Source organism: Faecalicatena contorta, assembly GCF_001404335.1.
Taxonomy (GTDB): Bacteria; Bacillota; Clostridia; order Lachnospirales; family Lachnospiraceae; genus Faecalicatena; species Faecalicatena contortus_B.
The window spans coordinates 53,690-66,772 of sequence record NZ_CYZU01000013.1; the positions used below are offsets into that span (position 1 = coordinate 53,690).

The 13,083-nt window shown below is 46.1% G+C and carries 14 protein-coding genes; 3 read left to right on the plus strand and 11 right to left on the minus strand.

What is annotated here, in order from left to right:
• The 4 genes from ARB69_RS08665 to ARB69_RS26660 form a co-directional block, all read right to left on the minus strand.
• Nucleotides 1-1,356 (minus strand): L-fucose/L-arabinose isomerase family protein (locus tag ARB69_RS08665; protein WP_055152708.1); only part of this gene is annotated, 1,356 nt, incomplete at its 3' end.
• Between the two features lie 114 nt (nt 1,357-1,470).
• Entirely contained in the window at nt 1,471-2,088 is a 618-nt protein-coding gene (locus ARB69_RS08670; protein WP_050640798.1) for a DUF4867 family protein, read from the minus strand.
• Between the two features lie 96 nt (nt 2,089-2,184).
• Nucleotides 2,185-3,015, minus strand: coding sequence for an AraC family transcriptional regulator (locus tag ARB69_RS08675; RefSeq protein ID WP_050640893.1), 831 nt, complete (start codon nt 3,013-3,015; stop codon nt 2,185-2,187).
• A 185-nt stretch (nt 3,016-3,200) separates the two neighbouring features.
• Entirely contained in the window at nt 3,201-3,353 is a 153-nt protein-coding gene (locus ARB69_RS26660) for a hypothetical protein (RefSeq protein ID WP_154253364.1), read from the minus strand.
• Nucleotides 3,354-3,683: 330 nt separating this feature from the next.
• Here ARB69_RS26660 and ARB69_RS08685 point away from each other — a divergent pair, with 330 nt between their 5' ends.
• On the plus strand, nt 3,684-4,070 hold the full coding sequence (locus tag ARB69_RS08685; protein WP_055152644.1) for a BlaI/MecI/CopY family transcriptional regulator: 387 nt from the start codon (nt 3,684-3,686) through the stop codon (nt 4,068-4,070).
• Between the two features lies 1 nt (nt 4,071).
• Nucleotides 4,072-5,877, plus strand: coding sequence for a BlaR1 family beta-lactam sensor/signal transducer (locus ARB69_RS08690; protein ID WP_070102376.1), 1,806 nt, complete (start codon nt 4,072-4,074; stop codon nt 5,875-5,877).
• A gap of 101 nt (nt 5,878-5,978) precedes the next feature.
• Here ARB69_RS08690 and ARB69_RS08695 read toward each other — a convergent pair whose 3' ends face one another.
• Nucleotides 5,979-6,539, minus strand: a complete 561-nt coding sequence (locus ARB69_RS08695) for a YdeI/OmpD-associated family protein (protein WP_050640801.1) — start codon at nt 6,537-6,539, stop codon at nt 5,979-5,981.
• 308 nt (nt 6,540-6,847) lie between these two features.
• On the opposite strand from ARB69_RS08695, the gene ARB69_RS26665 reads away from it, so the two are divergent.
• Nucleotides 6,848-7,012, plus strand: a complete 165-nt coding sequence (locus ARB69_RS26665; protein WP_154253363.1) for a hypothetical protein — start codon at nt 6,848-6,850, stop codon at nt 7,010-7,012.
• Nucleotides 7,013-7,098: 86 nt separating this feature from the next.
• Here ARB69_RS26665 and ARB69_RS08700 read toward each other — a convergent pair whose 3' ends face one another.
• The 6 genes from ARB69_RS08700 to ARB69_RS08725 all read right to left on the minus strand — a co-directional run bounded on the left by ARB69_RS08700 (nt 7,099) and on the right by ARB69_RS08725 (nt 13,046).
• On the minus strand, nt 7,099-7,809 hold the full coding sequence (locus tag ARB69_RS08700; protein WP_055152646.1) for an HAD family hydrolase: 711 nt from the start codon (nt 7,807-7,809) through the stop codon (nt 7,099-7,101).
• Nucleotides 7,810-8,082: 273 nt separating this feature from the next.
• Entirely contained in the window at nt 8,083-9,378 is a 1,296-nt protein-coding gene (locus tag ARB69_RS08705) for an amidohydrolase (protein WP_055152649.1), read from the minus strand.
• 332 nt (nt 9,379-9,710) lie between these two features.
• Nucleotides 9,711-10,070 carry a hypothetical protein gene (locus tag ARB69_RS08710; protein WP_055152650.1) on the minus strand — a complete coding sequence of 120 codons (360 nt, stop codon included), beginning with the start codon at nt 10,068-10,070 and terminating at the stop codon, nt 9,711-9,713.
• A gap of 104 nt (nt 10,071-10,174) precedes the next feature.
• Nucleotides 10,175-10,906 (minus strand): DUF554 domain-containing protein, encoded by a 732-nt coding sequence (locus tag ARB69_RS08715; RefSeq protein ID WP_050640805.1) that lies wholly within the window; start codon nt 10,904-10,906, stop codon nt 10,175-10,177.
• 89 nt (nt 10,907-10,995) lie between these two features.
• Nucleotides 10,996-11,568: a UbiX family flavin prenyltransferase gene (locus ARB69_RS08720; RefSeq protein ID WP_050640806.1), complete on the minus strand. Its 573-nt coding sequence runs from the start codon at nt 11,566-11,568 to the stop codon at nt 10,996-10,998.
• 11 nt (nt 11,569-11,579) lie between these two features.
• Nucleotides 11,580-13,046 (minus strand): UbiD family decarboxylase, encoded by a 1,467-nt coding sequence (locus ARB69_RS08725; RefSeq protein WP_025655725.1) that lies wholly within the window; start codon nt 13,044-13,046, stop codon nt 11,580-11,582.
• Nucleotides 13,047-13,083 lie beyond the last annotated feature (37 nt).

A 13,083-nucleotide genomic window follows, 5' to 3' on the forward strand; every position in this document is an offset into this window, starting at 1 on the left:
ACCATGATGCGGGTAGTTGCCCTCAATTAATACATAGCGGTAGAACCTTCCCATCTCCGGAATTGCAAAGATGCCTATAGCCCCAAAGGAGCGGGTTGCTACAGGAAGTACTTCTCCCTGGGCTATGTATGCGCGCAGCTTACAGTCCGCTGTGCTCTGAAGTCTGAAGAATGTAATATCTCCCGGTACGATATCGCCTTCGAGCGTTCCCTGTGTCACTTCTTCCGGCAGCGCTCTTGCCATGATCATCTGGTATTTCATCTCACAGAAGGAAAGCTTGCTGGATGCGGTATTTCCACAGTGGAAGCCCATAAAAGTATCTTTGTGTGTGTAGTTGTATTTGCCCTCAATCTCCTCTTTGTACATATCTGCCGGTACTGTATTGTTGATATCCAGCAGGGTAACGACATCTTCGCTTACTACGGTTCCGATAAATTCACTTAAAGCCCCATAAATGTCGACTTCACAGGATACCGGAATTCCCTGTCCGGTCAAACGGCTGTTTACATAGCATGGAACGAAGCCAAACTGTGTCTGGAACGCCGGCCAGCATTTGCCTGCAATTGCCACATATTTTCTGTAACCTTTGTGCTCCTCCACCCAATCCTTCAGGGTGATCTCATACTGCGCTAACTTTGCAAGGATCTCCGGCTTTTTGTTCCCTGCACCGAGTTCTTCTTCCATCTCTTTTACAATAGCCGGAATTCTCTCGTCCCCTGCATGTTTGTTATATGCTTCAAATAAGTCCAGTTCAGAATTTTCTTCTATCTCAACGCCCAGATTGTAAAGCTGCTTAATCGGTGCGTTGCATGCAAGGAAATTAAGCGGACGCGGTCCAAAGCTGATAATCTTCAAATCATTGAGCGCTGCAACAGCCCTCGCGATTGGCCTGAATTCATAAATCATATCAGCACATTCTTCTGCTGTGCCAACCGGGTATTCCGGGATATATGCTTTAATATTGCGCAGTTTCAGGTTGTAGCTTGCATTAAGCATGCCGCAGTAAGCATCCCCGCGCCCCTGTACAAGATTGTCTCCGCGCTCCTCCGCCGCTGCAATAAACATCTTCGGCCCGTCAAAGTGCTTTGCAAGCAATGTCTCTGCAATCTCCGGCCCGAAGTTCCCAAGATAAACAACAAGTGCATTACATCCGGCATTCTTCACATCTTCCAGCGCCTGTACCATGTGGAGCTCGCTCTCCACGATACAGACCGGGCACTCATAGATTCCCTCTTCCCCGTATTTCTCGTGATAAGCCTTCATCAGCGCCTCGCGCCTGCTTACCGACAAACTCTCCGGGAAACAATCCCTGCTGACAGCTACAACTCCAATTTTCAATTCCGGCATGTTATTCATAATCATGTACCTACCTTTCTTTATAAATAAATTTATTCGTTTCTTTAATAACAGAATATTATAGGATCCCTCCGCATGAACCCGGTTCTTCCGGCCTATATGTACAGTCTGTTTTTAATCCAACGTAATATTGTCGCCCTTCAGTCCGCAAAAAGCACCCTCGATCTTTGCATCCTCATGGGCGATCAGCCACTTATTCTTCGCGGTGATCAGACAATCCTCGCCCTCGGTGCCCGGAGTGAATGTCAGATCCGTATTGGTGCCCTCCGGCAGAATTACAACGCATCTGAATCCTCCCGGCTGTGCGGTACAAGGCGCATAGTGCAGCGTGGTCGCATACATCTCCACCACCGTTCCCGCAGGCACATAAAACGCCTCCACCTTCGAAGTATCATACGTAAAATCCGTTCCCACATCCTGCTGGGAACCGAGCAGCAGAATCATATCGGTCACCGCAATATTAATCTCAGATGAACGGTGGTACTCCAGCCCGTTCAGCTTATGATTATCTCCATTACAGTATCCGATTTCGATCGGGAGTCCCCCAAATGCCCGGTTTTTAAAGGCTTCCGCTTCCGGAAGGGCCTCCATCTCTTCTACAGATGCTACGTAAATTACTTCTTTCGGCAGAGGCGTGTGCTCCATCTCCTTCAGAATTCTGCAGATAGAATAGCCCTGCAGCACTCTTCCGTATTTGCCAAACGAAGAATCCGTTACTTTTTGAATATCCATCATTATCCCTCCTAAAAACAAAAATTTATTCATATTTATCCTTATGAGGTAATTTTATCAGCATATTCTGTACTTTTCGACCAAATATTTATCTAATCAATGGCACTTTTTTGTCTTTTTTCTAAACTCGCTTGGCAGCATTCCGTACTTTTTGCGAAACGCCTTGGCCAAAGCCTTGCTGTTCGGAAATCCATGATCCAGCGCAATCTCACTGATCGTCCGTTCCGTATTTGCCAGTTCCTGGTATGCGTATTCCACCCGAATGCTCTGCAGATAGGTCAGATAATTGATTCCCGCATACTTTTGAAACATCCTGGAGAGATAAGCAGGAGAATAGCCAAAGATCTCCGCCAGCCGTTCCAGCGAAATCTCTTCCGTGTAATGCTCTTTCACATAGGACGTAATGACAGACAGCCTGTTCAGTTTACGGTTTTTCCTTACCATCTCCCGGCTCACTTCCATCTCCCGGTATCTGGTTACCAGTAAGTACAAAAGCTCATAAAACATCCCCTGTACTTTCAGGTCATATCCGCACTTTTTCTCGGTATATGCCCGGTAAATAGAAGAAATCAGGATCATCACCCTCTCATCCTGGGATTTTGAATCATGGGTAAAACGGATGAACTGCTCTCCTGTATAGTATTTCTCAAAAACCTTCAGCGGAATCTGTACAACAACCGTCATATTGGGCTCCGGAGAATCCACGGAATGGATCTCATTGGAATTCACCAGCATGAATTCCCCCGGTCTGAGAGGATACTTTTCCTCATTTATATAAAAAGAGAGCTCTCCTTCAAATACCGCAAATATTTCCACCGAACGATGCCAGTGCTTATCACGGAAATAATTGCCTTCCCTGCCCTCAAAGACAAATACCTTAAAAGGTAAATCTTCATTCGGCACAATCAACTCATGGCTGAATTCCATATTGCCGCCTCCTTTACTGATCCTTTCCGGATTAAACATTCCACGTCTCTCCTATTCCGTTAGCTTCAGGGGTAATTACAATCTTCCGGAGGGAGATGTAACGCTGCCCTGATTATAGTATGTTTCAGGTGATTTTGTAAACACCGGCAGAAAGACTTACCAATATTTATTATTTATAAAACAGTTCATTTCTTCAAACTGCATTTATCAAATTTTCGCAGTAAACTGTCTGCAAATCCCAGGAAGACTCCCACCACCACAAACAGAGTCCCAAGGAATAATAATATAATCCCTGTCACTAATTTACCCAGTATCTCCACTGTCTTTTGCTTTATCATAGACCGGCCTCCTGTCTGATAAAAGAAAACTCTTTGCGCCTAAATACACTTTTATTCTATCACAGTAAATTTGTGAAAGCCTTGCATAAGTCTTTCAATCAAACGGCTTAACCTTACGTTTTTGCAAGATAAGGCTCCCGATTCAAACTCAGGCATACAAACACACTGCCTCACCAGGGATCGTCCCTTTTGCAGAGGGGTCTGACCCCTTTGCTTCACCCCTGCAGCCGCAAGCATACGCCCCTGCCGTCTCTGCATTGTTTGACAGACTCCCCCCCGGAAGATTATAATGTTTATATTACATACGTAAGAGTTAATGGAGGAATAAACATGACGGTACTGCCTCAGATTTCAGAAGCAGAATTTGAAGTAATGAAGGTCGTATGGAAACGTGCACCGGTCAGTACAAATGAAGTGACCGACTATTTAACAGCCCATACCACCTGGAGCCCCAAAACAATACAGACTCTGCTGAAACGCCTGGTGAATAAAGGCGCACTCTCTTTTGAAAAAAAGGGCAGGGTATTTATCTATAGCCCGCTTGTGATGGAAGAAGAGTATATCAACCAAAAAAGCACTTCTTTTTTAGAGCGCTACTTTCATGGGGATATTACCGCCATGGTATCTTCTTATCTGGAACATGATAACTTAACCGAATCCGATATCGAAGCCCTGCGCAGCCTGCTCGCAGAACAATCCAAAGAGGGAGGAAAGTAATGTGACCGGTTTTGGCATCCGATTTTTTATCTGTAACTTTTTTATCGCTCTCTTTATATGTATCATGTTCGCCGCGAAGCGGCTTCTCAAAAATCATATTTCAGCCCGCATGCAGTACAACCTCTGGTTTCTTCTGCAGGCAATATTTGCCGTACCCTTTCTGCCGCCGGTTCCCATTGGGTTCAGCCAGATCCTTTCCCTGTTGGGATCCGGCTCCCCCTCTAAACTTTCCGGGGGCCGCATTGATGCTGCCGATGCAGGAAATGCAGTGTCCACCGCAGCAGGTTGGATGAATGATTTCGCCATGTCTGTTTCCCACAATAGGGGGGCTGTTATTGCCGGAGCTCTCTCTGCCGTCTGGTTTGCCGGAATGCTGGCAATGGCTCTATATTTTCTTCGCTCCCGATTACGCCTCTGTCGGTTGGAACGTTCTGCACTTTTGCTCCAAAATAAAAACATCCTCGCACTTTATCACAACTGTGTAAACGAAATGCATTTGAAAAAGGCGCTCCCAGTCTACAGTACTTCATACCTGAGTTCCCCGATTACTACAGGTCTGATCCACCCCCGCATATATCTTCCCCTTCATCTGGTCTCAGAATTTCACAGCGGCACGATAAGCGGGAAAGAACTGCGTTTTATGCTTCTGCATGAGTTACAGCATCACCGGCACAGAGATGCCCTGGCAAATCATATTATAAATCTTTCAAAGTTCGTATACTGGTTTAACCCCCTGGTCTGGTATGCGATGAAAAAAATGCAGTGTGACCGGGAGATCGCTTGCGATGCCGCTGTTCTGCAGATGCTCGCTAAAGAAGAGTATACAGAATATGGAATCACCCTGATCAACCTTGCCTCAAGACTTACTTGTGCTCCCCCCTCCTATTCCGCCCCCATGGCAGGAAACAAAAAACAAATTACAAGAAGAATTCTGCACATCGCTGATTACCGCCCTCAGTCCAGATCCGCTAAAATCAAAGGGGTTTTGCTATGCCTGCTTCCGTCCGTCGTTTTGCTGGGCCTCTCTCCCATTTTATCTATCAACGCCGGCGTACAGGAGTATGATTCCTTCCAGAATACCGGAGAAACCACAGAATATATAGATCTCGAATCCTATTTTCAGGGATATGATGGCAGTTTTGTATTGTTTGACACCGAAACAAATATCTGGCAGATTTACAATCAGGAAATGGCTTCGCGCAGAGTCTCTCCCAACTCCACGTATAAAATATTCGATGCGCTCCTTGGGCTGGAAACCGGGATCATCACGCCCGGGCATACACATATGGGCTGGGATGGAACCAAATGGCCTTTTGACGCATGGAATACAGACCAGAACCTGAATTCTGCTATGCGAAACTCCGTTAACTGGTATTTTCAATCGATCGACCGACAGGCCGGTCAGTCTGCGGTGAAAGACTATTTTCGAAGAATCGGATATGGCAATCAGGATGTGAGCGGAGGGACGGACTCTTACTGGATGGAATCATCACTCAAAATCTCCCCCGTTGAGCAAGTATCTCTTTTGAAAAAATTCTACTACAATGAATTTGGATTTCATTCAGAAAATATAGATGCGGTGAAAAATGCGATGTATCTTGCATCCAAAGGCAACGCCTCACTTTATGGAAAAACCGGGACCGGAGCAGTGGACGGTCAGGAAATAAACGGATGGTTTACAGGATTTGTCAGCCAGGACGGCCATGTGTCTTTCTTCGCCGTTCAGATTCAAAATGAAAAAAATGCATCCGGCAGTAAGGCGGCCGAAATCGCTTTGGATGTGCTGGACAAGATGGGGAAGTATTGAGAAAAAGAGCCGTTCGTCTTGTTCGTTAACTGCCTCGGCTGGCTTTGCTGTTTCCCCAGTTATGCAAGTGCGGCTTATACCCAAGAAGGCGTACATAACCTTTACATCGGTTTTAGATTTCTATTGAGCCTATCCACCATCCAGGCGATTCTCTTTTCCCGTCCGGCATCTGTCTTTGCGTCAAAATATGCCCGCGTGTAGGTTTTCTTGACTGATAAGGGCATTGCTTGAAAATTTGCATAAGCGGGCTCGTAGACTTTTAGCAAATCAGATAAAAAGGCGATCTGTTCCTCTGTCCCCGTCGGGGATTTGGGAGCATCCCATTGTCCGTTCTCTTTCGCTTCCTCTATTTTCTTCCTGCCCCAATCGGTCATAAGTCCTTGTTCTTCAAGGCTTTTAACCAACGCCTTGTTCTTATCCGACCATTTACTGTTCTTCCTGCGTAAAGAAAAATATTTCTTGTATGTTTTGTCATCAATGCTTTGCATCTGTCCGTCAATCCAGCCAAAGCAAAGGGCTTCTTCAAGCGCTTCGCTTGCCTTTATTGTTTTCGGCCCTCCCGCTTTTCCAAACAGAAGCCAAACGCCGGCATTTGACAGGTAATGGTCAGAAAGCCATTGCCTGAATTCTTTTCTGTCTGCAAATTCCATTATGTCACTCATTATGTGCTCCTCCTTTCGTACGCCTTCTATGGCCTCCTTGTCAGTTTACTGTTTCTTTCATTCTACCACAAATCCGAGAGCCTGAAAATCTTGTATTTATCAGCGTGATTTCCAACCTTTTGGATATGCGGAACAGGCCGGGCCGGAGAACAGCCCAAGTCTGTGAGGCTGGGTTACTATGCGCGGCCCCTGGGCCGTAAATAGTAACGAGGCTGGGAATATTAATTTGTCTGACATAAAATGGAAGTAGTTTTCTTGCTTTGAATTGTTTATAATAAGAACGGTATGTAATACTTGTGGGAGGACAAATGATGTTGAAATTTATGGTATTGATCGCCGCTTTGATATGCTCGGTTGTTTATATGACGCTTTTTTGGATTTCCAGTCCGAAGGCGAATAGAATTGCTCAGAAAATTCAAAAGCCTTTTGTGATTACCAGTGCACTGCTTCTTGTGCTGTATATTTTGCTCTAATGGCTTTCGCAACAGAGCCTTTTGTTCCCGCACTGGATATGCAGGGACGGAAGGCTTTTTTTGTACGCTGGCAGGAGGCGTGGGGGTTAGTTTCCTGCAGCGAGGAGCTTCTGCAATAACATGTAGAGTTCCTCTTCAGTCTTTACGCAGTGGTCAGGGCTCACACTTCCGGTCTGCTGATTGTGGCTTCTGCGCCTGATCCAGATGGTATGAAGACCGGCGTTTTGAGCGCCTTCTATATCGTTAACGTAGGAGTCCCCTACAAACCACACATTTTCCCGGGCAATACCCATTCGTTCACAGGCTTTACAGAAAATGCGCTTGTCCGGTTTGTCCATTCCCATTTCTTCCGATATGAAGATGTTCTGATCTGGAATCCATTGCCTGATACCAAGCTGCTCTATTTTGGGCCTCTGGTGGTCGGCTGTGCCATTTGTTATGATTCCCATCGGAATTCTTTCCTTACAAAAAGACAGAATTCCCTTCATCTTTTCGGATATACTGACTTTCATCTGATACCCGGCATACCGTCGCTGGAACTCCCGGGCCTGCCCTGCCGGGATCTCTATATGAAGCTCCTGAAAGGCCTTCTGTATTCTGTAAATGCATAATTCATCCATGGTAATCCCGCCGCACTGCAGACGTTCAAAGGCTTTATCGCTGTATTTTCTGCTTATAAAAAATAAATGCTCCACGGAAATCGCGTATGTCCCTGCAAACATATCCTCATATGCCAGAGCAAAGGGTTCCAGGTGATCGTACAGCGTGTCATCCATATCAAACAAAAGCGCATCCATATTCTTTTTCCTCCATAATCAATTTGATATAAATCACATTATAACCTGTAAAAGCTGTTTCGTCTATGTAGTAATCTGTGTTAAGGATCAACTGGACCGGGATGTGTATTCTTTCATTAGTATGAAATATATACAGGAATTTCTGAGCAGATAAAAGGACTGACTCCCTTTATATCTAAGCGGAATTCAGCCCTATAAAATTATGATAAATTACTTTGTGTAACCAGGCCGGCGTCTCTGCCTGAAACACTGCGGCACCTCGAATCATCCGGATTATCCCTGACAGGAACTGCTCTCCTTATCATAGACAATCTCCCCATCCACGATTGTATATAAAGTCTGCGTAAATACCTCCATAGGATTTCCGTCAAACACCGCAATATCCGCATCCTTTCCTGGCTCAAGACTGCCTACGCGGTCATCCGTCCGGCAGATCTGCGCCGGATTTATGGTCAGCGCTTTCAGCCCTTCTTCCATAGGCAGCCCGTATTTTACAGAGTACCCCGCACAAATAGGGAGATATTGGATCAAAGCGACCGGGTGATCCGTTGTCACCGCAATCTTCACTCCCGCGTCAGCGAGAACCCCGGCCGTCTTAAAACTCATATACTCTACCTCTACCTTGGATCGGGAAGTCAGATCCGTCCCTACAATCACCGGATATCCCGACGCTGCGATCTCTTCCGCGATCAGATGCCCGTCGGTACAATGATCTATGGTGATATCCACATCAAACTCCTTTGCAATCCGTATGGCGGTAAAGATGTCGTCCACCCTGTGTGCGTGAGCCTTCAGGGGGATTTCCTTCTTCAGCACGGGAATCCACGGCTCCATATCAAAATCCTGTTCCTCCAGATTGCCGCTCTCCCGTTTTTCCAGATACTTTCTGGCATCAAACAGCGCTTTCCTCAGCATATAGGCTGTTCCCATCCTTGTAGAAGGACATGTATTCTGTTCCCCATAGGTTGTCTTTGGGTTTTCCCCGAATGCTACCTTCATAGCCGCCGGGCTTTTGACAATCATTTCATCCACACAGCGCCCATGTGTCTTCATAAATACAAACTGACCGCCCACGACATTTGCGCTGCCGGGCCCGGCCATTACTGAGGTGATTCCCGCCTGGATCGCATCGTGGAATGCCGGATCCATGGGATTCACCGCATCCAGCCCACGGATTGCCGGGAGGACAGGATTCGTCATCTCATTGCAGTCATCCCCGATGGTCCCGCTCTTCTCTTCCGTCAGGCCTATGTGTGCGTGTGCCTCGATCAGACCGGGAAGCACCCATGCACCATGTACATCCAGTACCGCTTCGTCATATTCATCCTCTGCAGTACCCCCGCCCTCTTTATCCGAAATTGTCCGTCGGGTCCCGCCGGATAAAGAAGACAAACTTCTCTTACCGGAAGAAGTTTCATCCTTCTTCAGGCCTCCCAGATCCGGCAGCCCTATTTCGACCGCATGCTCCATGGGTCCGACTGCATCAATGATTTTCCCCTTGATTCTTACATATCCATTTTCATATACCTTCCCTGCCATGGTATAGATTTTTCCGTTAATGATCCACATAAAAAAGCCCCCTTCCAAAAATACGATTTCAGATACGTTTCGCTTTAAAAACATATTCCTATAAAGTATTTACGAAGAGAGCTTATTTATTCTGAATCTGTAACTATATGGCCGATCCGGTATACGCAGGTATCAGACACTTGTTACCGAAATATTAATACACTGATGTACTAGTACATCGTATAATAATTAACTGCCACATAAGCCGACCTAAATTTCCGATAGCACTGCTCCACAAGCCTCAGCGTAGCCCACACTACGCCTGCGTTTGCAGAGCAGCACTCTTGAAAATTTATCTCAGCTTATGAGGCAGTTACTTATTTTACGATGTACTAGGGAATTTCCAGGTCTGCTGCAAATTGTTTCACGGTCTGCTGTACTTCTATAATCTCTTTTTCTGTGATTCCGTCTGTGTGAAAACCACCGCTGCACACCGTTACTGCATTCTTTTTCCGGCATACCTCTTCCGCCACATAGCGGCAGATAATGTCGTCTTTATGCCCCGTCACATTCAGTGTGGAGGATGTAACGCTGATGCTCCCATCTCCGCTCAGAGAGGGTCTGGGTATGGAGAGAACCGTACATCCGATATGCGGCTTGTCACCGCCCTGCATGATGATAAAATAATCCTCTCCCAGCCGTTTCACTTGAATTTTTAACGTTGCAAATGACAGTATAATTATCCATTCCATCTTACATACTCCTATGTATCTATTTTATTTCCTACGGTACAGTCCAGGCCGGTCTTAACTGTTATGTTCCCTTACCATATCTGCGTTTTTAAATAGTCCGTAATTTAAGAAACAAGCGGCATTATATACGTCACCCACAGATAGGACAACGGCATTACAATAATCATCGCGGGTATCATATCTGCTGTTGGGAACTTCTTTATGTTTACCATGCGGAAACCGGTTGCCAGCATCAGAAATCCGCCGCAAGCCTTGAAGTCATTAATCATCGCCGGTGTAGTAAGCGGGAAGATGATGGTTGCTCCGAAAAACAGTAAAGCGAAGATTATAAACTGCGGCACTGCGATCAGGGATACCACTGCACCCAGATTGCATGCAAAAATAGCTGCTGTAAATAAGTCCAGGATTGATTTGGAGATCAGAATGGAGTGGTCTCCGCTCATTCCCGCCACGATAGATCCATAGATACCTGTACCACTTGCACAAAACAGTACAATAATTGTAATGAGGGTACTCATGAATTCTTCTTCCGGCAATGAGCTGTTGGAACCTTTTACAAACTTACTGATCATCTTCTGCATACCGGCTGCACCTTTATTGATGCCGGCGCCAAGATGGATGACAAGTCCAAGCCCTGTTCCGATTACAATCGCAAAGATTACAGCGGGCATATTTTCCATTAATCCGATGGTGCTGATTCCCATTCCCATGGAACACACTCCGAATACCATCGTAATCTGTGCTTTGAATTCTGCTGACAGTTTCTTGCTCAGTACCGTTCCTAATACTCCGCCGATTACGACGGACAATGCATTTATAATTACTCCTATTGGCATGTCACTTACTCCTCTTCCTCTCAAATTTGCAGGACTGCACCGATTTTATTACAGCCTGTTGTATTTCTGTAAAATTTAATGTTATAATGTTATAGTCCATTCCATCTTCGAAATTTCCTGGCATCTATTCCAAATGGCTCTACCAGTTTTGCTGCAGTGTGATAGATCATCTCGTCAATATTTTCCGGCCTGTGATAGAAGGTCATCATTGGCGGGATAATCCGGACTCCCTGCATCATAGAAAGTTCGTAAAGATTTCTCAGATGGATCGGGCTTAAGGGGGTCTCTCTTGCCGCCAGCACCAGAGGCCTCTGCTCCTTTATTGTTACGTCTGCTGCCCGAAGAATCAGATTATCTGCATACCCGCCGTGAATTCCGGCTATTGTCTTCATACTGCAGGGTACAATGAGCATCCCCTCTGTACGGAAGGACCCACTCGCAGGAGCGGCTCCGATCTCGGTCATGTTCAGTACATGATCCGCGCTTTGGCATATGTCTTCCACCGTATAGGAAGTCTCCTGCTTCAGCGTTATTTTTGCCGAATCACTCATGATCAGGTAAGATTCGTAATCTTCGGCTTCCCGAATTAATTCCAGGCAAGTATGCAGTATAGGAAGTCCGCTTGCCCCTGTGGCTCCTATTATAATCCTCTTCTTTTCCATAGCTTATATCCTCAGTCTTTCACCCAATGTGTTGGATCAACGTCCATAAACTGTGCTCTCTTAAATCTTTCTTTCTGGTCAAACGGCACGGTGCAGTCAAAGATTGTCTTGCAGGCGATTCCGCGGTTTTTAATACTCGGTGAGCATGCAGGATCATTTGATGGATCCAGCGGATGGCATCTTACGCCCGGGATGGTAATAATATCTACATCTCCCTGGAATCTGGTGTTCATGGCCCAGAGCACATCATTGATATCAAAGCAGTCCACATCCTCATCTACAAGGAAGATATGCTTCAATTCACTAAATGCCGTAAATGCAACCAATGCTGCCTGTCTCTGTCTTCCTTCATCACTTGCAACGGTCTTTTTAAACTGCATTACCGCCATATATTTTCCACCGCCTGCAGATGCGCAGTACACGTTCTGGAGTTTGCCAGGCATTGCTTTTTCTACCATTCCGTAGATACTTGCTTCTGTTGGAATGCCGGCCATAGATACGTGCTCTTCGCTTGGTCCGATACAGGTCTGCATGATTGGTTTCTCTCTATGAGTCACTGCTGTTACCTTGATTGTCCAGCACTGATCACATGCCGGTCCTGTATATCCCGGGAACTCAGGCATTGCATAGCCTGTATGGCTGTTCTGGTCTTCCTTTACACGTACATTCGGAAGGATCTCGCCTTCAATTACATATTCTGCGTTAGCGATTGCTTTCTCATTTACAGTCAGGCACTGGCACAGTTCTACAGGTTCTCCTCTCAGTGCACCGGCTACTGCGAGTTCGTCATATCCCATTGGTGTTGTAGGAGCCTCGAAGCAGGAACCAATTTCAATGGCCGGATCTACACCTATACTGATGGAGATCGGAAGTTTCTGTCCCAGTTCTTCTGCACGCTCTGCCATAGCGCCGATGTGACGTGCACCAGGTGTAAAGAAAATAGAGAGTTCATCTTTTCCCTGAATGCAGAGGCGGTGAATGGTAACATCACTCAGTCCAGTCTCCGGATGAGTTGCATAGCACATACCAAGTGTGATGTAAGGACCCGCATCTACAGGTGTGTTTGTTGGAGCCGGAACCAGTTTAAAAAGATCAAAATCAGGATCTTCTGCTTTATGTACTACCTGCTGGCATAACGGTGCATCTTTTACAAGAACCGGAGGAATCGGATTGTCTACGCTTTTGTATAGCATCTTGCCAACCTCTTCCGGTTTGCATCCGAACAGTGCTGCCACCCTCTTGCGGCTTGCCATAACCCCGATCGCTACCCGTGCATCCGGATGGCCTTTAATGTTATTAAAGATCATCGCAGGACCTTCTTTTGTCGGACGCATTACCGTACCGCCTGCTCCTACATGACGGTATACTCCTGACAATTCTGCCATCGGCTCAACAGGTACATCCGTCTCAATCAACTGTCCGGGCATTTCCCTCAACAATTCCAACGCGCTTCTGAGATCCACTACTTTTTTCTCCATTTCATTCTCTCCTTTGCTTTTATATTGCTTTTAGATT

Coding starts and splice junctions, on each gene's coding strand:
- ARB69_RS26665 (WP_154253363.1), top strand. CDS start 6,848: ATGATGTTGAAATTTATGGTATTGATCGCCGCTTTGATATGCTCGGTT.
- ARB69_RS08700 (WP_055152646.1), bottom strand. CDS start 7,809: ATGGATGCGCTTTTGTTTGATATGGATGACACGCTGTACGATCACCTG.
- ARB69_RS08710 (WP_055152650.1), bottom strand. CDS start 10,070: ATGGAATGGATAATTATACTGTCATTTGCAACGTTAAAAATTCAAGTG.
- ARB69_RS08670 (WP_050640798.1), bottom strand. CDS start 2,088: ATGGATATTCAAAAAGTAACGGATTCTTCGTTTGGCAAATACGGAAGA.
- ARB69_RS08695 (WP_050640801.1), bottom strand. CDS start 6,539: ATGAGTGACATAATGGAATTTGCAGACAGAAAAGAATTCAGGCAATGG.
- ARB69_RS08725 (WP_025655725.1), bottom strand. CDS start 13,046: ATGGAGAAAAAAGTAGTGGATCTCAGAAGCGCGTTGGAATTGTTGAGG.
- ARB69_RS08705 (WP_055152649.1), bottom strand. CDS start 9,378: ATGTGGATCATTAACGGAAAAATCTATACCATGGCAGGGAAGGTATAT.
- ARB69_RS08720 (WP_050640806.1), bottom strand. CDS start 11,568: ATGGAAAAGAAGAGGATTATAATAGGAGCCACAGGGGCAAGCGGACTT.
- ARB69_RS08715 (WP_050640805.1), bottom strand. CDS start 10,906: ATGCCAATAGGAGTAATTATAAATGCATTGTCCGTCGTAATCGGCGGA.
- ARB69_RS08685 (WP_055152644.1), top strand. CDS start 3,684: ATGACGGTACTGCCTCAGATTTCAGAAGCAGAATTTGAAGTAATGAAG.
- ARB69_RS26660 (WP_154253364.1), bottom strand. CDS start 3,353: ATGATAAAGCAAAAGACAGTGGAGATACTGGGTAAATTAGTGACAGGG.
- ARB69_RS08675 (WP_050640893.1), bottom strand. CDS start 3,015: ATGGAATTCAGCCATGAGTTGATTGTGCCGAATGAAGATTTACCTTTT.